The 20,565-nt window shown below is 61.8% G+C and carries 18 protein-coding genes; 11 read left to right on the top strand and 7 right to left on the bottom strand.

The window, feature by feature from the left end:
* Positions 1–55 precede the first annotated feature (55 nt).
* Genes OZ411_RS34160 through OZ411_RS34140 form a run of 5 tightly spaced genes read left to right on the top strand, consistent with a single transcriptional unit; the run spans position 56 to position 4,391 of the window.
* Positions 56–1,075: an ABC transporter substrate-binding protein gene (locus OZ411_RS34160; RefSeq protein ID WP_130578538.1), complete on the top strand. Its 1,020-nt coding sequence runs from the start codon at positions 56–58 to the stop codon at positions 1,073–1,075.
* A 17-nt stretch (positions 1,076–1,092) separates the two neighbouring features.
* Positions 1,093–1,905, top strand: coding sequence for an ABC transporter ATP-binding protein (locus OZ411_RS34155; protein ID WP_282531454.1), 813 nt, complete (start codon positions 1,093–1,095; stop codon positions 1,903–1,905).
* Positions 1,902–2,690: an ABC transporter permease gene (locus OZ411_RS34150; protein WP_130578540.1), complete on the top strand. Its 789-nt coding sequence runs from the start codon at positions 1,902–1,904 to the stop codon at positions 2,688–2,690. The genes OZ411_RS34155 and OZ411_RS34150 overlap by 4 nt, the downstream gene beginning before the upstream one ends.
* Positions 2,690–3,676, top strand: a complete 987-nt coding sequence (locus OZ411_RS34145; RefSeq protein ID WP_165421085.1) for a 2-hydroxyacid dehydrogenase — start codon at positions 2,690–2,692, stop codon at positions 3,674–3,676. The genes OZ411_RS34150 and OZ411_RS34145 overlap by 1 nt, the downstream gene beginning before the upstream one ends.
* Before the next feature lie 13 nt (positions 3,677–3,689).
* The gene (locus OZ411_RS34140) at positions 3,690–4,391 is read left to right on the top strand and encodes an AprI/Inh family metalloprotease inhibitor (protein WP_282531453.1); all 702 of its coding nucleotides are present in this window, start codon (positions 3,690–3,692) and stop codon (positions 4,389–4,391) included.
* A 321-nt stretch (positions 4,392–4,712) separates the two neighbouring features.
* Here the strand turns inward: OZ411_RS34140 and OZ411_RS34135 are convergent, their stop codons facing one another.
* Positions 4,713–6,380, bottom strand: coding sequence for a PAS domain-containing methyl-accepting chemotaxis protein (locus OZ411_RS34135; protein WP_282531452.1), 1,668 nt, complete (start codon positions 6,378–6,380; stop codon positions 4,713–4,715).
* A 306-nt stretch (positions 6,381–6,686) separates the two neighbouring features.
* Here OZ411_RS34135 and OZ411_RS34130 point away from each other — a divergent pair, with 306 nt between their 5' ends.
* On the top strand, positions 6,687–7,061 hold the full coding sequence (locus OZ411_RS34130) for a hypothetical protein (protein ID WP_130578543.1): 375 nt from the start codon (positions 6,687–6,689) through the stop codon (positions 7,059–7,061).
* A 214-nt stretch (positions 7,062–7,275) separates the two neighbouring features.
* On the opposite strand, the gene OZ411_RS34125 is transcribed toward OZ411_RS34130, so the two are convergent.
* A complete protein-coding gene (locus OZ411_RS34125; protein WP_130578544.1) occupies positions 7,276–7,473 on the bottom strand; it encodes a hypothetical protein in 198 nt (65 codons plus the stop codon).
* A gap of 201 nt (positions 7,474–7,674) precedes the next feature.
* Between OZ411_RS34125 and OZ411_RS34120 the strand changes: the two genes are divergently transcribed.
* Complete coding sequence (locus OZ411_RS34120) at positions 7,675–11,541, top strand: DUF4082 domain-containing protein (protein ID WP_282531451.1); 3,867 nt, start codon at positions 7,675–7,677, stop codon at positions 11,539–11,541.
* A gap of 225 nt (positions 11,542–11,766) precedes the next feature.
* Here the strand turns inward: OZ411_RS34120 and OZ411_RS34115 are convergent, their stop codons facing one another.
* Both OZ411_RS34115 and radC read right to left on the bottom strand, forming a co-directional pair.
* Entirely contained in the window at positions 11,767–12,195 is a 429-nt protein-coding gene (locus OZ411_RS34115; protein ID WP_282531450.1) for a GNAT family N-acetyltransferase, read from the bottom strand.
* A gap of 80 nt (positions 12,196–12,275) precedes the next feature.
* On the bottom strand, positions 12,276–12,989 hold the full coding sequence (gene radC, locus OZ411_RS34110; RefSeq protein WP_282531449.1) for a DNA repair protein RadC: 714 nt from the start codon (positions 12,987–12,989) through the stop codon (positions 12,276–12,278).
* A 207-nt stretch (positions 12,990–13,196) separates the two neighbouring features.
* Between radC and OZ411_RS34105 the strand changes: the two genes are divergently transcribed.
* The 4 genes from OZ411_RS34105 (at position 13,197) to OZ411_RS34090 (ending at position 16,918) form a co-directional block, all read left to right on the top strand.
* Positions 13,197–14,150: an AraC family transcriptional regulator gene (locus OZ411_RS34105; RefSeq protein ID WP_282531448.1), complete on the top strand. Its 954-nt coding sequence runs from the start codon at positions 13,197–13,199 to the stop codon at positions 14,148–14,150.
* Between the two features lie 147 nt (positions 14,151–14,297).
* Positions 14,298–15,011, top strand: a complete 714-nt coding sequence (locus OZ411_RS34100; protein ID WP_282531447.1) for an SDR family oxidoreductase — start codon at positions 14,298–14,300, stop codon at positions 15,009–15,011.
* 10 nt (positions 15,012–15,021) lie between these two features.
* Entirely contained in the window at positions 15,022–16,113 is a 1,092-nt protein-coding gene (locus tag OZ411_RS34095; protein WP_282531446.1) for a nitronate monooxygenase, read from the top strand.
* An 85-nt stretch (positions 16,114–16,198) separates the two neighbouring features.
* Positions 16,199–16,918, top strand: coding sequence for a DNA-3-methyladenine glycosylase I (locus OZ411_RS34090; RefSeq protein WP_282531445.1), 720 nt, complete (start codon positions 16,199–16,201; stop codon positions 16,916–16,918).
* 154 nt (positions 16,919–17,072) lie between these two features.
* On the opposite strand, the gene OZ411_RS34085 is transcribed toward OZ411_RS34090, so the two are convergent.
* The 3 genes from OZ411_RS34085 to OZ411_RS34075 all read right to left on the bottom strand — a co-directional run bounded on the left by OZ411_RS34085 (position 17,073) and on the right by OZ411_RS34075 (position 20,509).
* Positions 17,073–17,924, bottom strand: a complete 852-nt coding sequence (locus OZ411_RS34085; RefSeq protein ID WP_282531444.1) for an SMP-30/gluconolactonase/LRE family protein — start codon at positions 17,922–17,924, stop codon at positions 17,073–17,075.
* A gap of 336 nt (positions 17,925–18,260) precedes the next feature.
* Positions 18,261–19,082, bottom strand: a complete 822-nt coding sequence (gene map, locus OZ411_RS34080; RefSeq protein ID WP_130583597.1) for a type I methionyl aminopeptidase — start codon at positions 19,080–19,082, stop codon at positions 18,261–18,263.
* A gap of 113 nt (positions 19,083–19,195) precedes the next feature.
* Complete coding sequence (locus OZ411_RS34075; RefSeq protein ID WP_282531443.1) at positions 19,196–20,509, bottom strand: mechanosensitive ion channel domain-containing protein; 1,314 nt, start codon at positions 20,507–20,509, stop codon at positions 19,196–19,198.
* Positions 20,510–20,565: the final 56 nt, after the last annotated feature.

The raw sequence follows: 20,565 nt of genomic DNA, 5'->3' as shown, positions 1-20,565 counted from the left end.
GCGCATTCGGCGTCCATCACCCATCATGGGCCATAACCAGCGACGGAGTCCAACCATGAAGCGGGCCTTTTTGCTGCGAGCGTTAACTATAGCCGTTTTCGCCCTGGTTGCGGCCTTTGCGCCGGCAAGGTCCCAGACCTTGGACAAGGTTTCGTTTGGCACCAACTGGGTCGCGGAGGCCGAGCATGGCGGCTTCTTCCAGGCGCTGGTCGACGGCACCTACAACAAATATGGCCTCGAAGTCACCATCGTTCCCGGCGGTCCCAACAACAACAATCGCATCCTCCTGATCGCCGGCAAGATCGATTTCTTCATGAGTGCGAACTCGCTGCAGTCGTTCGACGCGGTCACCAACAACGTGCCGCTGGTCGCCGTCGCCGCGATGTTCCAGAAGGACCCGCAGGTGCTGTTGACCCATCCTGACATCAAGGCAACCAAGCTCGAGGATCTGAAGCCGCTGACGCTGCTCGTCTCCAAGGAGGGCATGACGACCTACTTCCAGTGGCTGAAATCCGAATACGGATTCAGCGAGAGCAAGGTCAAGCCGTACACCTTCAACCCGCAACCCTTCATCGTCGACAAGAAGAGCGCGATGCAGGGCTATGTCACCTCGGAGCCGTTCGCGGTGGAGAAGGCCGCAAGCTTCAAGCCCGGAATCTTCCTGCTCGCCGATTACGGCTTCAACACCTATTCGACCTTGATCGAGACCCGTCGCGAGATGGTCGAGAAGAAGCCAGATCTCGTCCAGCGCTTCGTCGACGCCTCCATCATCGGCTGGTACAACTATCTCTACGGCGACAATGCCGCTGCGAACGCCATGATCAAGAAGCTCAATCCGGAAATGACCGACGAACTGCTCAGCTATTCCATCGACAAGATGAAGGAATACGGCATCGTCGATTCCGGCGACTCCTTGAAGAACGGCATCGGCGCCATGACCGACGAACGGATGGCGAGCTTCTTCGACAAGATGGTGCGGGCCGGCGTCGTTCGCTCCGATATCGACTTCCGCCAGGCCTATACGCTGCGCTTCGTCAACAAGGGCGTCGGGCTCGACCTGCGGCCGAAGAAGTAAGCACGAAGATTGCTCTCGTGATGGCCGAGCAAGCCTCAAGCGAACTGGACGCCGGCTCCCCGCTTGCGGTGAGCCTGCGTGGCGTCACGAAAGTCTATGACACCGGCGTCGCGGCGCTCGGGCCCGTTGACCTCGACGTCCGGCGCGGCGAGTTCGTGTCGCTGGTCGGGCCGTCGGGCTGCGGCAAATCCACCGCGCTGCGGCTGATCGCGGGCCTTGCCGCGCCGACCGCCGGCACGGTCAGCGTCTCGCCTCTCGCGGCGGAAATGCGCGGCCATCACCCGATCGGTTTCGTGTTTCAGGAGCCGACCCTGATGCCATGGGCGAGCGTGCGCGAAAATGTCCGCCTGCCGCTGAAACTTGCCCATGCGCCGACAGGCGAGGCGGATGCGCGCATCGACGAGGCGCTGGCGCAGGTCGGGCTTGCCGAATTCGCCAAGGCCTATCCGCGCGAACTGTCCGGTGGCATGAAGATGCGGGTCTCGTTGGCCAGGGCGCTGGTCACCGATCCCGATATTCTCCTGATGGACGAGCCATTCGCGGCGCTGGACGAGATCACGCGTTTCCGCCTCAACAACGATCTGCTCGCGCTCTGGCGCAAGCTGCACAAGACCGTGATCTTCGTCACCCATTCGGTGTTCGAGTCGGTGTATCTCTCGCAGCGCGTGATCGTGATGACGGCGCGGCCGGGGCGGATCGGTGCGGAGTTTCGCATCAGCGCGACCGAGCCGCGCGGCGAGGAATTCCGCACCTCCGCCGAATATGCCGGCTTCTGCCGCCAGGTTTCGGGCGCGCTGGCGCCGGCCTATGCGGGACAGGCCGGCGTATGAAGTCCTCGCTGCATGCGGTCCGCCTGCTGTTGCCGGTCGTCGTCTTCGCGGCCGCTGTCGTGCTGTGGGAAGCGATCGTTCGCATCAACAATATCCAGCCCTATGTACTGCCGGGGCCGGTGGCGGTGTTTCAGACCCTGATTGGCGACTGGCCGGTGCTGTCGCAATCGCTGGGCGTCACCTTGCTGACCACGCTGGAAGGTTTTGTGGCGGCCGCGATCGGCGGCATCGCGCTGGCGCTGTTGTTCAACCAGTCGAAATGGCTGGAATATTCGCTGTTCCCCTATGCGGTGATCCTGCAGGTCACGCCGGTGATTGCGATCGCGCCGCTGCTTCTGATCTATCTGCAGCAACAGACCGCCGTGGTGGTCTGCGCCTGGATCGTCGCCTTCTTTCCAGTCCTGTCCAACACCACGCTCGGGCTCAATTCCGTTGACCGCAACCTCGCCGGGCTGTTCCAGCTTTACGGCGCGACGCGGCTGCAGACTTTGTGTTTTCTGAAACTGCCGGCGGCGCTGCCGTTCATCCTCGGAGGATTGCGGATCGCGGGCGGCCTGTCGCTGATCGGCGCGGTCGTGGCCGAGATCGCGGCCGGCACCGCGGGCGCAGGCTCCGGTCTCGCCTTCCGCATCGCCGAGTCCGGCTATCGTCTCAACATTCCACGTATGTTCGCGGCGTTGTTCCTGCTCTCGGTCGCCGGGATTGTCATCTATGGGGTGCTGGCGCTAATTTCGCACCTGGTATTGCGGCGCTGGCACGAGAGCGCGCTTGGAAAGGAAAGCTGATGGCTGCAACTATCTCTTCTGACAAGATCGACCTTTTGGTCTACGGGCCGATCCGTCCCATTCTGCAGAACGGCTTTCCCGATCAGTTCATCCTGCACACTGCCGAAAACCGCGCCGATCTCGAGCGGTTGACGCCGGAGACCAAGGCCAAGATCCGCGGCATGGCCGTGACCTATCACACCGTGTCCACAGACAGGACCGTGCTGGCGCAATTCCCGAAGCTCGAGCTCGTTGCGAGCTTCGGCGTCGGCTACGACCATGTCGAGTCCGCCTATGCGCGCGAGCACAACATCATCGTCACCAATACGCCCGACGTCCTGACCGAGGAGGTCGCCGACGTCGCCATGGGCCTCCTGATCGCGACCCTGCGCGAATTCATCAAGGCCGACCGCTATGTGCGCTCCGGCCTCTGGCAGACGCAGAACTATCCCTTGAGCGTCGGCTCGCTGCGCGACCGCAAGGTCGGCATCGTCGGCATGGGGCGGATCGGGCAGGCGATCGGCCGCAGGCTCGAGGCTTCGCTCGTTCCGGTCGTCTATCATTCGCGCAATCCGGCGGCCGGCGTGTCCTACCAGCATTATCCCGACCTGATCGAGATGGCGAAGGCGGTGGATACGCTTGTCGTGATCGTGCCCGGCGGCGCCTCCACCGCGAAGATGATCAATGCCGATGTGTTGAAGGCGCTCGGCCCGCGGGGCGTGGTGATCAACGTCGCGCGAGGTTCGGTCGTGGACGAGCCGGCGCTGATCGCGGCGTTGAAATCGGGGACCATCCTGGCCGCCGGTCTCGACGTGTTCGCCACCGAGCCCAACGTGCCGGACGAGCTGAAGTCGATGCAGAATGTCGTGGTGCTGCCACATATCGGTTCGGCTTCCGTGGTAACGCGCAATGCCATGGACCAGCTCGTGGTCGACAATCTCAAAAGCTGGTTCGCCGGCAAGCCGCCGCTCACGCCCGTCGCGGAAACCCCGGTAAAGGGACGTTGATCAGGGATAGTCGATGTCAGTCCGCCGTTTCAGCGTCGTGGTGGCAATGCTGCTTGCAATCGCCGGCGGCGCTGGACCTGCGTCGTCCCAGGATGCCACGTCGCTGAAAAAGGAAATGATCGGGCAGTGGGAGCTTGCGACCACCGAGCGCAGCAAGACCTGCGTCGTCACGCTGAAGGGCGATGCCGCGGCCCAAGGCCTCAAGCTCGAGCTCGAGCCTTCGTGTCCGGCGGCCCTGCCTTTCACCAAGGACATCACCGCCTGGAACATCAAGGGCCTCGACATCGTGCGGCTGCAGAATGCGGTTGGCGAACCGGTGATTGATTTCACTGAGGTCGAGAGCGGCATCTTTGAGGGGCATCGGACCGGCGAGGGCGTCTACATCCTGCAAAACCTCGCCGCGGCGCGCGCGCTCGCCAAGTCGATGGACCAGATGATCGGCGACTGGTCGATGGTGCGCGGCAACGGACAGGCGATCTGCGGCCTGACGCTGACCAATACCGAAGCCGGTCAGGACAATTTCCAGGTCTTCTTGAAGCCGAAATGCGATCCGGCAGTGACGGCGTTCGCGCCGACGGTCTGGCGGCTCGATCACGGCCAGATGCTGCTGATGTCCGAGAAGGGCGAGACTTGGCAGTTCGAGGCCGACGACAATGCGCAGTGGCGCAAGGTCCCCGACAGCGCCGACCCCCTGATCATGCTGCGCGACCAGTAGCAGCCGCTATGGCGTGATGCGATTTGGTCGAGTCGGCGGCGGTTCCTTCGCGGCCCATCCTTCGAGACGCCCGCCTTTGGCGGGCTCCTCAGGATGAGGTCTGATTGCGCGGCGGAATCTTAGACTCTCATGGTGAGGAGCGCCGCTTGCGGCGCGTCTCGAGACGATGCTGCGCATCGCTCGGAGAACCATGAGGCCCGCCTCGTTCACAGCCATCAAACAGCTATATGCGATAGCCCTGCCCGCAAGCGGGAGAGGGAGTGCAGCATCCACCGCCGATACGGCAAGTCTTCGATCTGAGCCGTTGGTAATCCGCTGCTGTCAGCCGATGGCGGCGGCCTCGTTGGCGGCGCGCTGCATGCTCGACGACATCTCGCCGGTGACGACGCTCTGCTCCTCGACCGCGGCCGCCGTCGACGTCACATATTCGCCCACCGCCTCGATCGACCGGCGGACCGTGCCCAGCGCGGTGACCACGTCGACGGAAATGCCATTCAGCGAGTCGATTTCGACGCCAATCTTGTCGGTCGCCTGCTTGGCCTGGTTGGCCAGGTTCTTGACCTCGGCGGCGACCACCGCGAAGCCACGGCCGGCCTCGCCGGCGCGTGCGGACTCGATGGTCGCGTTCAGCGCGAGCAGGTTGATCTGGCCGGTGATGTCGCCGATCATCTGCAGGATGCCGCTCATCGAGGCGGCCGCGGCGGTCAGCCGCTGCGCCTGGTGGTCGGCGGATTGCACATGGTCGGTGGCGGCCGCAGCCGTTTCCTTGGACTTGACCATCGCCTCCGAGATCTCGCGCACCGAGGCATTCAATTCCTCGGCGCCGGCCGCGACCTGCTCCATCATGCCGCGGACGCGCTCGCTCTTCAGCCGCGCGATAACCTGGGCGGTGACGTCGGAGGCGTATTTGACGACCTTGAACGGCTTGCCGTTGAGATCCATGATCGGATTGTAGGAGGCCTGGATCCAGACTTCGCGTCCGCCGGCGCCAACACGGCGAAACTCACCGGTCTGGTATTCGCCGCGATTAAGCGCAGCCCAGAATTCCCGATAGGCTGGCAGGTCACGCTCGGCCGGATCGACGAACATGCTGTGGTGACGGCCCTGGATGTCGTGCAGCGTGTAGCCCAGCGTCTTCAGGAAATTCGCGTTCGCCGTTCTTACCGTGCCGTCCATCGCGAACTCGATCACGGCCTGCGACTTGTCGATGGCCGCGATCTGGCCGGCAAAATCGGCATTGCGCAGCTTCTGCTCAGTCACGTCGGTGGCGAATTTGACCACCTTGAACGGCTTGCCGTTCTCATCGAACACCGGATTGTAGGATGCGAGAATCCAGACCTCTCTGCCGCCCTTGCCGATCCGCTTGAATTCGCCGGTCTCGAACTCGCCTCGGTTCAGCTTCTGCCAGAACTCCCGATAGTTCGGGCTGTCGCGGAATGATGCCTCGACAAACATGCTGTGGTGCTTGCCCTTGATCTCGGCCAGCGAATAGCCGAGCGCGCGCAGGAAATTCTCATTGGCGGTGATGACAGTGCCGTCGAGATTGAATTCGATCACCGCCTGGACGCGGCCGATGGCCGTGGTCTGCGCCCGGAAGTCCAGGTTCTGCAGCCGGATCGAAGCATCGGACCATTCCACGGCGAAGCCTGCGCGCTGCCCGTCGTCCGTGGTCAGCGGCGTGATCATGAGATCGAAGGCGCGGCCACCGAACCTGATGGTCTCCCGGTGCGGCGACTTCAACTGTCCCAGAAGGTGGCGCTGGGCGGAATCCCTGTAAAACATGTCGATGCTGCCGCCGATCAGCTTGGCGACCGAGAAGCCCGGAAGCTCCTTGCGGATGTCGGCTTCCGCGTCGGTGAGCAGCTTTATCACCGCACGGTTCATGTAGGTGATGGTCAGTGACGCATCCGCGACCATCAGGTTGGCAGTGATGACGTCGGCGGCAGTCTTGGCAATGTCACCGGCACGCGATTTCCGGCTTCCGAACATGTGTGGGGTTCCTGCGTTGGGGGGCCAGGCGATGAAATTGTCGATCAGGTATTCACGGTCGGCGAATCAAAATTCCAAATGTCACCAGAAGTTTCTCAGCATGGTGTGAATGGTCCCTTAAACATCCGGTTACCGCTGACAAAATCGCCGAGCTCCGATATTGCGTTGCGGCCGAAGACGTAAACCCCTGCTAATCGGCGCTTTCTTTCCGTCACCTGTCCGTGTGCTGGGACGAGGAACGCCCTTGGCGTGCGCGGCGTTGGCTGTTGATGTCTCGATCTGTCTTTTTCCGACCAGGAGCGGATTATGGCGACGACCGTGCTTGCAATCGGCATCGATCCCGCATTCGCGGATTTCAGCGCCTTTCCGCAGCTCACGCCGGAACTCATCAGGAACTATATCGACGCGCAGATCGATCAGTTGCGCACCCACGGCTATCAGGCGGAAGCCTGTCTGGTCGATCTTGGCGATACCGCCGAGCGGGTGGTGGCCATGGCGCTGGAGTCGAAACGGTTCGACTGCGTCGTCATCGGCGCGGGTCTGCGCGAGCCCGCCGAGCAACTGCTGCTGTTCGAGAAGATCATCAACCTCGTGCACCGGCTGGCGCCGGAGGCCTCCATCTGCTTCAACACTTCGCCCGCCGATACGATGGATGCGGTGCGACGCTGGGTTGCGCCGTAAGACGGCCGCCGCATCACGGGCACCACTTGAAGGAGAGGGTCACCTGCTTCGCCGTTCCGAGGGCCTGGCGGGCTTGTTTCTATGTTTCCACTTGTTTCTATTTAATGCCCGATGTTTCCATCTGTGTCTTCGGCGATGCGAACGATCCTAGTGTTTCTCTCTCGAGGCTTCACACACGATCACCGCACTGATGTACTCCGACCGGGGAATCTCGTCAGGGCGCCGAGGGATGGAGTCTGTCGATGCAATCTGTCACGTCCTTGTATGTGACCGGTTTAGCAAGGCTTTTTATCGGCGGCCCGTTGCCTTTGCGAACTTCCACGCTTTTTCCGTCACGAGCGTGCGTGACCTGATAACCGCGATACAACCAGGTCTTGCCTTCTGTCCAGGTTGGACGTTGCTCTTCCGTCATCGGCTCAACGCTCCCTGATTGATCGGCCAATCTCCGGGGCCGATGCCAGTTTCTCATCAATCGAACACGCTGTCACGACGCCATCGCAATTGCACTAGATTGTGAACATCGGTCGATGAACGCTCGAGTGGTGATTCGATACCAAGCTTTGCAGGCGACGGTTTATTGCAGTCACGTTTCTCACAGCAAAGATGCTAGCAAATGGCACAAAATCCAATCGTTATCGAAAACCAGAACACCGGCACCCCTCAAGCAGTATGGGACCTCAGCGGTCCGGCAGCCACCAATATCGAAGGCTTCGCCACCAGCATCAGCGTCAATAGTGGAAGCCAGATCGGCTTCAAGATCAATACCGATTCGACGAACTACCGGATCGACATCTATCGCCTTGGCTATTACGGCGGCGACGGCGCTCGCTTCGTAACGTCCATTCAGCAGAACGCCGCGTCGATCCAGCCGTCGCAACCGGACGGTGATCCGTCGATCGGTCTGTACGATGCTGCCAACTGGAGCGTCACCGTCACGTGGACCGTCCCCGCGACGGCGGTCTCCGGCGTGTATATCGCAAAGCTTGTCCGTCAGGACGCGACAGCCGGCGAAAGCCATATGACCTTTGTCGTCCGCAATGACGGTGTGGCGCGGGACATCGTCTTCAAGACCTCCGACACGACATGGCATGCCTACAACGGCTGGGGCGGTGCAAGCCTGTACGGAGGAAATGCGACGCAGAGTGGTGACGGGCGCGCTTTCAAAGTCAGCTACAACCGGCCCTTCGGCACACGTGACGGTATTGGGCTATATGCTGGCCCGCAGGATTTCGTGTTCAGCGGGGAGTATGCAGCGATTCGCTGGCTCGAGCGAAACGGATACGATGTGACCTACATCTCAACCGTCGACGCGGGGCCGGGCAACATTCCGCTGACGAACTACAGGGTGTTCATGTCGGTCGGACACGATGAATATTGGTCCGGCGATCTCCGGACCAATGTAGAGGCCGCACGTGATGCGGGCGTGCACCTCATCTTCATGAGCGGCAACGAGGTTTACTGGAAAACGCGATGGGAAGCGGATGCGAACGGTACGGCGAACCGCATTCTCGTCTGCTACAAGGAAACCCACGCCGCCGCAAAAATCGATCCGTCGCCGGAGTGGACCGGCACCTGGCGCGATCCGAGCTTCAGCCCTCCGTCCGATGGAGGACGTCCTGAAAATGCGCTGACCGGCACCATCTTCCAGGTGGATTCATTTCGCGGCGACACGATCACGATTCCCTCGAACCTCGCACAGTTCAGATTCTGGCGGAATACGGCGGTGCAAGCCGGCACGACCAGCTCTCTGGCAATCGGCATGCTTGGCTACGAATGGGACGAAGCGCCTGACAACGGCTTCCGGCCGGGCGGATTGATTGCAGTGTCATCGACGGTCCTTCCGGTGGACACCTATCTGCTCGATTATGGCAACACCACCGGCGCCCGGACTGCGACACATAATCTCGTCCTGTATCGCGCACCGAGCGGGGCAATCGTGTTCGGTACGGGAACGGTCTTCCTGTCTTTTGGCCTCGACACGACGCACGACTACTGCAACCTTGGCAGTGTGGGACCGACGCCCGAAGATCCCAACGTACAGCAGGCCATGGTGAACCTGTTTGCGGACATGGGCGTGCAGCCGCAAACCCTGCAGACCAACCTCGTTGCCGCCAGCGCATCAACGGATCACACGCCGCCGGTCTCGACGATCTCTACTCCCGCTTCGGGTGCAAGCCTTGTCCAGCAGCAAGCGGTGACGATTTCGGGCACCGCGAGCGATGTCGGCGGGCTGGTTGCGGTCGTCGAGGTCTCGACCGACGGCGGAACGACCTGGCACCCGACCACAGGCACCACGAGCTGGACATACACGTGGTGGCCACTGCAGCCGGGCACATTCACCATCAAGTCCCGTGCTGTCGACGACAGCCTCAATATGGAGACACCCGCCGCCGGTGTAACCGTAAGCGTTGTACCTGCAGCGATCGTGAGCCTTTTCACGCCTGCTGATGCGCCGTTTGTGGTACTCGCCAACGATCCCTTGGCAATAGAGCTTGGTATCCGAGTGCAGATCAGCTCTGCCGGCACTGTCAGCGGTATCCGTTTCTACAAGGAGCCGCTCAACACCGGGCCGCACGTCGGCAATTTCTGGAGCGCCGACGGAACGTTGCTTGCAACCGCGGCCTTCTCCGGCGAAACGTCAAGCGGTTGGCAGCAGGTCAATTTTCCGACTCCGGTCACTGTCAATGCAGGCGCCACATACGTTGCGTCGTACCACACCGCTACGGGCCTCTATTCGGCGGACTTGAACTACTTTCTCAATACGCGGAGCGCGGGTCCGTTGCGCGCACCGGCCGCTGGCGTCAATGGTGTATTTGCCTATGGATCGACGAGCATTTTTCCCGCGAGCTCAAATCTGAACGGCAATTACTGGGTCGATTTGGTATTCAACCGCGCTGGTGGAATCGGGAACCTTCCACCCATCGCGAATGACGTCGGAGGCTTTGTCACCCTTCCGAACTCCGTCCTGTCCATTCCGGCCGCCTCGATCCTGGCTAATGATACGGATCCAAATGGCTACACAATATCCATCTCAAGCGTCAGCGGCCCGGTCAATGGAACGGTGAGCTACGATGCAACAACGCAAGTCGTTAGCTTCACACCGACGACCGGTTACCTTGGGACAGCCAGCTTCACTTATACAATCACCAACGGCCATGGCGGCACCGCCTCCGCGACTGTATCGCTGACCGTGAGTGCTGGCACCGTCAGCCTGTTCGGACCATCGACGACACCGGCAACGATTACAGTGGATGACCCCAGCCTGGTCGAACTCGGGGTCAAGTTCGAGACATCCGTTGCCGGCCAGGTCCTCGGAATTCTTTTCTACAAGGGTCCGCAAAACACAAGCTCGCATGTCGTCAATCTGTGGACCTCGACGGGTACCCTGCTGGCCAGTGCAGCATCCAACAACGAAACCGCGAGTGGTTGGCAGACCGTGGGTTTGCCCACACCGGCGACCTTGACCGCCAATACGATCTATGTCGCGTCCTATCACACCAAGGGCTTCTACTCGGTGAACGAGGCCTACTTCGCCACTGACCATACCAGTGGGCCGCTCACGGCCCCCAACAGCGCCGGCAGCAACGGCAATGGAGTCTTCTCCTACGGCCCCAGCGGCAGCTTCCCGACCAGCAGTTTCAACGCAAGCAACTATTGGGTCGATGTACTTTTCAACCCGAGTGGCACCGGAAACCTACCTCCCGTTGCGAACAACGACAGCGGATTTACAACGCTCCAGAATACTGTCCTTGCCATTTCGGCCGCTACGATTCTGGCCAATGACTCCGATCCCAACGGCTTTGCCTTGTCGATCTCGAGCGTCAGCACCCCGACCAACGGAACCGTAAGCTACAATGCAGCGACGCAGGTGGTCAGTTTCACGCCGACCAGCGGCTACCTCGGAGCGGCGAACTTCACATACACAATCACCAACGGCCACGGAGGGACAGCCTCGGCAACCGTCTCACTGACTGTTGTCCCATCCAATGCCATCAGCCTCTTCACCGCCACGACCACCCCGGCAAACATCACGGTCAACGATTCCAATGCGGTCGAACTCGGGGTCAAGTTCGAGACGTCGGCCGGCGGTCTCGTCTTTGCAATTCTCTTTTACAAAGGGCCGCAGAACACTGGTCCGCATATCGTCAACCTATGGACTGAAACCGGGACCCTGCTCGCCAGCGCAACATCCACCAACGAGACCCCCGGGGACTGGCAAACTGTCAATCTCGCTACACCGGTGGCACTGACCGCCAACACGATCTACGTCGCTTCTTATCACTGCAACGGCTTTTATTCGGCGGACCCCAACTATTTCGCCGCCGACCATATCAGCGGTGCACTTACGGCGCCGGCCAGCGCGAGCAGCGGGGGCAATGGTGTCTATGTCTACGGCACCAGCAGCAGCTTCCCGACAAATACCTTCAACGCCAATAACTACTGGGTCGACGTGCTGTTCGTCGCCGGCGCTGGGCCGTAAAGATGACAAGCGGGAAATGTAAAGTGAACCGGCTGCCGGCTCAACCAATCGTGCCACGCTCCAGAGCATTTCGGTTCTGATTGAATCAGAACCGACGCTCTAGATTCTTGTTTTGACGCGTTTTCTGCGCAGATAAGTCTACGCAATCTGCGTAAACTTGATTGCTATGCGAACCGGTGTCCACCCTCGGATCAAGTCCGAGGGCATGCCTCGCTCGAAAACGCTCTAAGCCGACGGCGCGATCAAGCCCTTCTTGATCGCGGCGTCCTCGTTGCTGAAGATGGCCATCGCCGTGAGCATGTGCCGGAAGCCGAGCTTTTCATAGAACGGTTCGGTGCCGGGATTGGCGTACAGGATGATCTTCCTGTGGCCACGCGACAGATCCCGCAAGCGTGTCGCGATCTCCTTGCCGAGGCCTCGCCCCTGAAAGCGCGGATGAACGGCGATGTCGCAAATGTAGGAGCAATCGACACCGTCAGCGACGGCACGTCCCGCGCCGGTGAGGATGCCTTCCTCGAACGCGAAGCATTTGTACATGCTGTTCCCGAACGCGCGCTTCAAATCCTCCGGCTTCTTGTCGCCGAGCGGAGCAATCCGATAAAGCTCCGACAGCACGTTCCAGTCGATCCGGTCCTGATCGGATGTCCATTCCACGTTGTCGCTCCTTTCGCTCTGGATTCTTTTTTGACGCGTTTTCTTCACGCGAACCGGCGTCCACTTCGCTCGAAAACGCTCTATATCAGCCGCATCCCCTTCAAGCTCGCGTGGCCGTTCTTGCCGACGATGATGTGGTCGTGCACGGAGATGCCGAGCGGCTTCGCGATATCGATGATCGCCTTGGTCATCTGGATGTCGGCCTGCGACGGCGTCGGGTCGCCGGAAGGGTGGTTGTGCACCAGGATCAGCGCGGTGGCGGATAGTTCGAGTGCGCGCTTGATCACTTCGCGCGGATAGACCGGCGTGTGGTCGACGGTGCCGATCTGCTGCACCTCATCGGCAATGAGCTGGTTGCGCTTGTCGAGGAAGAGCAGGCGAAACTGCTTCTTGTCGGCGAAGGCCATGCTGGAGCGGCAATAGTCGAGCACGTCGTTCCATGACGACAGCGCGTTGCGCCGCTTCACCTCGCCCTTGGCGACGCGGCTGGCGGCGGCGGCGATCAGCTTGAGTTGGTTGACCGAGGATTCGCCGATGCCGTCGACCTCGCGCAGGCGGGCCACGGGGGCATGGATCACCTCGGCAAACGAGCCGAAGCGCCTCAGCAGTTCCTTGGCGAGCGGCTTGGTGTCGCGCCGTGGGATCGAGGCAAACAGCGCCATCTCCAACAGTTCATAGTCGCTCAGCGCGTCGGGGCCGGCGCTATGGAAGCGCTCGCGCAGGCGCTCCCGATGGCCGTGGTAATGCGGCGTCTCGGCGGGCTGGTCGGTGGGGTCGCTGGTCTTGGCGGGCATCGCCGCCAAACATGCCGTGCCACGCGGTTTTTGCAACCATGAAGTGCCGCGGACGCATCGAAGCCTTCGATATGCGCCGGAAGATCGGCGGGTCTTGATCGCTTCCGCGTGATGGGCGGCCAGGAATCGTTGCGATTCGGCTGCGAGCCGGCCACATTGAGGTGACTGGGGGATTGTCGTCGATTGCCGGATATCGGGTTATGTCGAATGAATTCCACCCATGAAAAGCCTAAGTTCGCATCTCAGCCGGAGCAGCCAGCCTCGCCAGGGGCACACGGGCTCGAAAGCTACGGCACCTGCGGGCTTCTGGCGTCTTCCGCCGATCGCGGCTGGTCGGACATCACGGCGGAGCTTCGCAGTCATAGCAGTGGCACGATCGCCTGGAAGAGCCCGCAACCTGACATCGAAATTTGCGTCGACGTCCGCGGCAATGGGTCCGTGGTTACGCGCGAGAGGTATGGCATCACCGATCGCAGCGTCTCCGAACGCGGGACCATCTGGCTTTCTCCGCCGGTGGTCGGGCATGGCCTGATCGATCTGTCCGACCCCGTTCCGGCGGTCCTGCACGTTTATCTTCCGCCGAACCGGTTTTCACCGGAGAGCTTTGGTGAAGGGACCGCTCCATCCGTCATGACGTCGCTGCGCCATGAAAGCAGTTTTCGCGATCCGCTCGTCGCCGAAATCGCATTTGCACTCACGTGCGAGCTGGAGCGCGAGACGTCTTCCGGCAGGCTGCTCGCGGAGACGCTGGCCTCGAGCCTGGCCGCAAGATTGGTGCAAAACCACTTCGGCAAGCTATCGCTCGACTTCTTCGCATCTCCCGCTCGCGAAGGGCTTGATCGGCGCCGGTTGGCACGTGTGCTGGATTACATCGAAACGAATCTGGAGGGCGAATTGACGGTCGGCCACCTGGCATCGATCGCGTGCTTGAGCCAGTTTCATTTCTCCCGCGCCTTCAAGGTCGCCGTCGGCCGATCGCCGCATCGTTACGTCAGCGCGCGGCGGCTCGAACGTGCCAAGGAACTGCTGGGACAGAGGGAGCAGCCGCTGGCTGATATCGCGCTCAGGCTCCGATTTTCGTGCCAGGCCAATTTCACCCGCGCGTTCCGGCAGGCGACCGGCCTGACGCCGGCTCAGTACCGCCGCAGCGTCGTGGCCTGATTTGTTACGGATGTAACCGATCCGCGTCCGCTGATCCCCCGACAGCGGCAAGAAATGACAACAGCAGAGCAAGCGAGGCAAAGCCGCGTCCGGTCGAATGGTGCATCTATCGCTCCCATACACCCCAGGCAATTGCGAGGAGCGAATATGACATCAGAGCGAAAGGTCGTCATTATCACCGGCGCGTCACGCGGCATCGGCGCGGAATTGCTGAAAGCCTATCGCGAAAACGGCTACCGCGTCGTGGCCACTGCCCGTTCGATCGGCAAGAGCGACGATCCGTCGGTCCTCATGATCGAGGGCGACATTGCCCACCCCGAAACCGCCGAACGCATCTTCAGCCTGGCGGTCGAGCGCTTCGGGCGAATAGATACGCTTGTCAACAATGCTGGCGTGTTCATCGCCAAGCCCTTCACCGAATATTCCGCCGCCGATTTCGCAAAGGCGGTCGCGGTCAATCTCGCCGGATTCTTTCATCTGACCCAGAAGGTCGCAGGCCGAATGCTGCAGACGGGTTCTGGCCACATCGTCAACATCACGGCAACGATAGCCGAACAGCCGATGGCGTCGCTGGCGGCCGGTCTTGCGGCGATGACCAAGGGCGGGCTTAACGCGATCACGCGCTCGCTCGCGATCGAATATGCTCCCCGAAATGTCCGGGTGAACGCGGTTTCGCCGGGTGTGATCAGCACGCCAATGCATTCGCCCGAGGCCCACGGCTTTCTCGCCGGGCTGCAGCCGATCGGCCGAATGGGCGAGATGCGGGAGGTCGTCGATGCCGTGATGTACCTGGAGAAGGCATCTTTCGTTACCGGCGAGATCCTGCATGTCGATGGCGGCGCCTCCGCCGGCCGCTGGTAGGAGATGCGCGATGTGGTCCGACCGACGTCTGCTTGAATTGTTTGGGATCGAACACCCGATCGTGCTGGCGCCGATGGCGGGTTTCGCCACGGTTGAACTCGCGGCCATCGTCTCCAATGCCGGCGGCCTCGGCTCGATCGGCTGCGCCACCATGGACCTGCAGCGCGTCACCGACGCGATCGCGCAGGTGCGGCGGCTGACCACCAAGCCGGTCAGCCTCAATTTCTTCTGCCACGAGCCGGCGAAGGCCGATGCGGGGCGCGAGCGGGCGTGGCACGACCGGCTGTCAGCCTATTATCGTGAGTTCGGAATTGACGAAGCGACACCGCGGCCGCGCACCGACCTTGCGCCGTTTGGCGGTGAGATGTGCGAATTCGTCGAGGACGCGAGGCCCGAGGTGGTGAGCTTCCATTTCGGCTTGCCTGCACCGCCGCTGGTGGCCCGGATCAAGTCGGCCGGCTGCAAGGTGATCTCGTCGGCGACGACGGTCGAGGAAGCGCGCTGGCTGGAAGACCATGGCGCCGATGCCGTGATTGCCCAGGGCTATGAAGCTGGCGGCCACCGGGGCACGTTCCTCGATCGCGACCAGAACCGCGCGCTCGCCGCGCAGCTCGGGACCTTCGAATTGGTGCCGCAGATCGCCGACGCGGTCGGCGCGCCCGTGATCGCCGCCGGCGGCATCGCCGATGGGCGCGGCATCGCCGCCGCTCTTGCCCTTGGCGCGTCCGGAGTGGAGATGGGGACAGCCTTCCTGCTTTGCCCCGAGGCGGCGACGCCACCGCTGCACCGCGATGCGCTGCGCCAGGCACGCGAGCTTGGCACCGTGGTGACGAACGTGCTTTCCGGCCGACCCGCGCGTGCCCTGGTCAATCGTCTCATCGCCGAGGTCGGTCCCTTGTCCGACGCTGTACCGGATTTTCCGCTGCCGATGGGCGAGCTGGCACCGCTGCGGGCAGCGGCAGAGCGGAACGGAAGCCGCGACTTCACCCCGCTCTGGGCAGGGCAGGGCGCTGCGATGGCCCGCGAACTCCCTGCCAAGGCGCTGATGCAGACCTTGGTGAAGGAAGCAGTCGAGCGCCTGAAGCGCATCAAGGACGGCTGATATCAGCTAGATGCTTCGCATTGGCATCGGGGAAGGCGTCACGCTATGATCGCCCGTCCCTGCCAATGCAAAGAGGTCTCGCCGCGTGACGTCGTTTAGGGCTATTCGGGCGCGGGCCGAGAAACGCAAGGGCGGCGCGAAAGCGCTGGAGAAGCTATTGCCGCCGGCGCCGAACGCGAAATCCCTGGCCAAGCTGAAAGACGATCGCGTTCTCGCCGAGATGACGAAGCGGGTGTTCTGCGCCGGCTTTGCCTGGAGCGTGATCGACGCGAAGTGGCCGGGCTTCGAAGAGGCCTTCCTCGGCTTCCAGCCCAAGAAGCTCGCATTCGAGCCGGACGAATTCTGGGAGCGGCTCACGAGCGACACGCGCATCGTGCGCAACGGCGCCAAGATCATGTCGGTGCGCGACAACGCCCGCTTCGTGCAGGAGATCGCAAGCGAGCACGGCAGCTTCGGCAAATTCCTGGCCGACTGGCCGTCTTCCGACGAAGTCGGGCTCTTGAACCTTTTGGTCAAGCGCGGCAGCCGGCTCGGCGGCAATACCGGCCAGATGCTGTTGCGTTTCCTCGGCTGGGACGGCTTTGTCACGTCAAGGGATGTCGTCTCTTGCCTGCGTGACGCTGGCCTCGATGTCGCGGAGGAGGTGAAGTCGAAAGGCGACCTCGCCAAGGTGCAGGCGCAGTTCAACGCCTGGGCCAAGGAGACCGGGCTGCCTTACGTCCATCTCTCGCGCATCTGCGCGATGTCGATCGGGGAGAATTACGAACCAGCCGAACTCAGTCGCCGCATGGGCGGCGATGACTGATTAGAGCATGATCCGGAAAAGTGGATACCGGTTTTCCCTCGCGACAAACGCGAAGCGTTTGCGCGGAGATCATGCTCAAATAAAAAGATAGAGCGGGATGATAATTCGAAGAAAAATCATCGCGCTCTAGACGTGGCCCGGCGCGGTTTCGGTTTCAGCACATTGCCGGCACTTGCAAGCAAGGCTCGCGGCCAGGACGATCCGTGCGGAACGCCTCGATGAAACGGCCGTCCTTCTGGGTCACGAAGACGGTCCTGCCATCGGGGCCGCCAAAGGTGAGGTTGGTCGGTTCTTTTCCGAGCAGCGGCACTTCCCGCTCGAGCGATCCGTCGGCGGCGAAGATGGCAATACTGCCTGCCGAAGGCCGTGCGAGAAAAATCCTGCCGCTGGTGTCGGTGCGCAGGCCATCGACTTCGAAATCGGCGAACCGTCTGACCTGTCGTGGATCGAGCAGTCTGCTGCCATCGAGGCGATAGGCCCATACTTGCCGGGAATCCGACTCGCTGACGTAGAGTGTCGCGCCATCCGGACTCAGATCGATCCCGTTGGTCACGCCCATGCGCGGTCGCGTGCTGGACATCACTTCGCCGCGGCCCTTGCCGTCCGCGTCGCGGGTGATTCGCCAAATCTGACCCGAGCCTGCTGAAAATCGCGGGTCGCTGGCGTAGAGCGTGCCATCTGCCGCTATCGCCAGATCGTTCGGCTGATTGAAAAGATCGGAATGAAAGTAGACACGCGGCGTGGTGTCGCCGCGCTCGATCACGAAGACATTGTGCTTCTTGAAATCGGCGATGTACATCCGCCCGTCGCGGTCAAAGCGGATGCCATTGCCGATGCTGCCGGTAGGAAGCGACGTGAAGAGTTGCGATTGAGATGCGCCTGGCGCGACTTTGCCGATATTGCCACTCTGTCGAAAGTTGACGGCATAGAGATTGCCCGATGCATCCACCGCGGGCCCCTCAATCCCGGCAGTGTATTCGCCCGGCGTTGTGACCCTTTGACTCACGAACAGGGTGTCCTGCGCATTGGCGCGTGGGCCAGCGACGAAAGCCGCGACTACGGCAAGACAAGCCACAATCTGTCGCGCTCGAAAGCCGGGTCTTGCAGTCGCCATCGCCAACCCCCTGTTGCAAATGGATTGTGATAGATGCAATGATAGATTGTAATAAACTTGAATGCACTTACTTCTTAAAGGGGATGCGTTCGACACGTTTCACGGCCGGCGCACTTCTCCCGCCGGGCTGCATCGGCAGCGACGTGTGCGTCGCAACAGCTTTCGCCCATTCCCGTCAAACCGATGGTGATCGAAAGTGATTTTGGACTCGCGGACGGGTCTCCGCGGCTACACCGTCCACGGCTTCTCGCCGCTCCGCTGCGACAGCGTGAATATTTCCACCCCATCGGCGGTCACGCCGACCGAATGCTCGAATTGCGCCGACAGCGAGCGGTCGCGCGTCACCGCGGTCCAGCCGTCGGACAGGATCTTCACATGCGGCTTGCCGAGATTGATCATCGGCTCGATGGTGAAGAACATGCCGGGCTTCAGCGCCACGCCTTCGCCGGGCCGGCCGACATGGATGATGTTCGGCTCGTCGTGGAACATACGCCCGAGGCCGTGGCCGCAGAAATCGCGCACCACGCTCATGCCCTGCGGCTCGACATAGCTCTGGATCGCATGGCCGATGTCGCCGGTGGTGGCGCCCGGCTTCACCGCGGCGATGCCCCGCATCATCGCCTCATAGGTCACCTCGATCAGCCGCTCGGCTTTGCGCGCGATCGGCCCGACCGCATACATGCGGCTGGAATCGCCATACCAGCCGTCGACGATGAAGGTGACGTCGATATTGACGATGTCGCCTTCCTTCAGCGGGCGGTCGCCGGGCATGCCGTGGCAGACCACATGGTTCAGCGAGGTGCAGGTCGAATAGCGATAGCCGCGATACATCAGCGTCGCCGGATAGGCGCCATGGCTGAAGGCGAACTCGCGTACGAACTGGTCGATCTGCGAGGTCGGGATTCCCGGCTTGACGATGTCGGTGAGCTCGTCGAGGCATTTCGACACCAGCGCACCCGCTTTGCGCATGCCGACGAAGCCGCTTTGTCCGTGCAGCTTGATCTGGCCGGTCTTGCGTAGGGAGGTGTCGGTTGCTTCGATATAGCTCATGGTCGGGTCATTTGGCGGGGTCTGTCGGACTGGCGGTAATTCACCTAATTTAATGATCGAGGCGGCCAGCGCAAGCCAAGGTTGGGGCCGAAATGGCCTTTCCTGCCATGGATTTAGCTGGAAGTCTCGATCACGGTCTCGACCGGCAGGGCGCCGCGGACCCGAAGTTCCCGCACCGGATAGGGCACGCGGATGCCCTCGCGCTTGAAGGCGTCCCACAGCGCCAGCATCACGTCGCTTTTGACGTTGTCGAGGCCATCAGGGTCGCCAATCCAGAAGGTCAGCGAGAATTTCATCCCGGCCTCGGCGAATTCGGTCAGGATGCAGTTCGGCGGCTTGCCCTTCAACGCCCGCGGCGCCGCGGCGGCGATCTCGATGGCAAGCTTGCACACCAGCCGCGGATCGGCGTCGTAATTGGTGCCGAAGGGGATTTTGACCAGCGTGTTCTTGTCGGTATAGGTCCAGTTGACGACCTTCTGCGTCACCAGGTCCTCGTTCGGGATCAGGAATTCGCGGCCGTCGCCGGCGGCAACCGAGATGTAGCGCGTTTTCATCGCGCTGATGCGCCCCGAACTGTCGCCGATGGTGACGAGGTCGCCGGGCTTCACCGATTTGTCGGCGAGCAGGATGATGCCCGAGATGAAGTTGGCGACGATCTTCTGCAGGCCGATACCGATACCGACACCGACCGCGCCGGAGAACACCGCGAGCGCCGACAGGTTGATGCCGACCGCGCTTAGCGCGATGGCGATTGCAACCACCATCAGCCCGATGCGGATGATCTTGATCAGCAGCACCTGGATCGACGGCGTCAGGTCGGTGGCGCGGTTGATGCGGCTCTCGACGAAATTGCTCGCGATGTTGGTCAGCCACAGCGCCAGGATCACCAGCGCGCCGGCCTTGATCAGGAGCAGCGGCGTCAGCCGCAGGCCGCCGATCTCGATTGCGACCGAATCCAGCGCCTCCGCCGTCGCATCGAGCTGGCCGATGATGCTGAGCGCCGCGACGATCCAGGCCCCCAGCGACACCAGGCGGACGATGAGGGCGTTGCGGATCACCGATGTCACCAGGCAGATCACCAGCCAGGCCAGCGCCAGCTTGGCTGAGACCACGATCAGATAGCTGCGGCTCGGCCAGGTCGAATGTGCCATGATGATGCGCGTCGCGATCATCAGGAGCGCGAACACCGCGGTCGAGGCGCTGCCGACCAGCACGCGCAGGAAATGCCTGAGCGGCAGCGGCAGGTGCGATCCCAGCGAATCCGTGTCGACCCGTACGCGGATCGCGGCGTCGGCCGCATAGGCGATGCCCGCGGCGGCCAGGATGATGCCGAACTGCAGATAGAACCAGGGCGAGGTGACCTCCGCGCCGACCGACCGTGCGGCCATCTGCAGGGTCTCGATGACGTCCTTCAGCTCCATTTCCATCGGCGAAATCTCATGAAGTGCAGATTCAAGCGAATTTGATTCGAACGGTCGGCACG

It is taken from the genome of Bradyrhizobium sp. Arg237L, assembly GCF_029990105.1.
Taxonomy (GTDB): Bacteria; Pseudomonadota; Alphaproteobacteria; order Rhizobiales; family Xanthobacteraceae; genus Bradyrhizobium.
Note: the sequence above shows the minus strand (reverse complement) of the source record. Positions and strands in the feature narration are given on the sequence as shown.

Bases quoted from the DNA above. Each gene is read 5' to 3' on its own strand.
- OZ411_RS34160 (WP_130578538.1), top strand. From the start codon at position 56: ATGAAGCGGGCCTTTTTGCTGCGAGCGTTAACTATAGCCGTTTTCGCC.
- OZ411_RS34150 (WP_130578540.1), top strand. From the start codon at position 1,902: ATGAAGTCCTCGCTGCATGCGGTCCGCCTGCTGTTGCCGGTCGTCGTC.
- OZ411_RS34145 (WP_165421085.1), top strand. From the start codon at position 2,690: ATGGCTGCAACTATCTCTTCTGACAAGATCGACCTTTTGGTCTACGGG.
- OZ411_RS34140 (WP_282531453.1), top strand. From the start codon at position 3,690: ATGTCAGTCCGCCGTTTCAGCGTCGTGGTGGCAATGCTGCTTGCAATC.
- OZ411_RS34135 (WP_282531452.1), bottom strand. From the start codon at position 6,380: ATGTTCGGAAGCCGGAAATCGCGTGCCGGTGACATTGCCAAGACTGCC.
- OZ411_RS34130 (WP_130578543.1), top strand. From the start codon at position 6,687: ATGGCGACGACCGTGCTTGCAATCGGCATCGATCCCGCATTCGCGGAT.
- OZ411_RS34125 (WP_130578544.1), bottom strand. From the start codon at position 7,473: ATGACGGAAGAGCAACGTCCAACCTGGACAGAAGGCAAGACCTGGTTG.
- OZ411_RS34120 (WP_282531451.1), top strand. From the start codon at position 7,675: ATGGCACAAAATCCAATCGTTATCGAAAACCAGAACACCGGCACCCCT.
- radC (WP_282531449.1), bottom strand. From the start codon at position 12,989: ATGCCCGCCAAGACCAGCGACCCCACCGACCAGCCCGCCGAGACGCCG.
- OZ411_RS34105 (WP_282531448.1), top strand. From the start codon at position 13,197: ATGAATTCCACCCATGAAAAGCCTAAGTTCGCATCTCAGCCGGAGCAG.
- OZ411_RS34100 (WP_282531447.1), top strand. From the start codon at position 14,298: ATGACATCAGAGCGAAAGGTCGTCATTATCACCGGCGCGTCACGCGGC.
- OZ411_RS34095 (WP_282531446.1), top strand. From the start codon at position 15,022: ATGTGGTCCGACCGACGTCTGCTTGAATTGTTTGGGATCGAACACCCG.
- map (WP_130583597.1), bottom strand. From the start codon at position 19,082: ATGAGCTATATCGAAGCAACCGACACCTCCCTACGCAAGACCGGCCAG.
- OZ411_RS34075 (WP_282531443.1), bottom strand. From the start codon at position 20,509: ATGGAAATGGAGCTGAAGGACGTCATCGAGACCCTGCAGATGGCCGCA.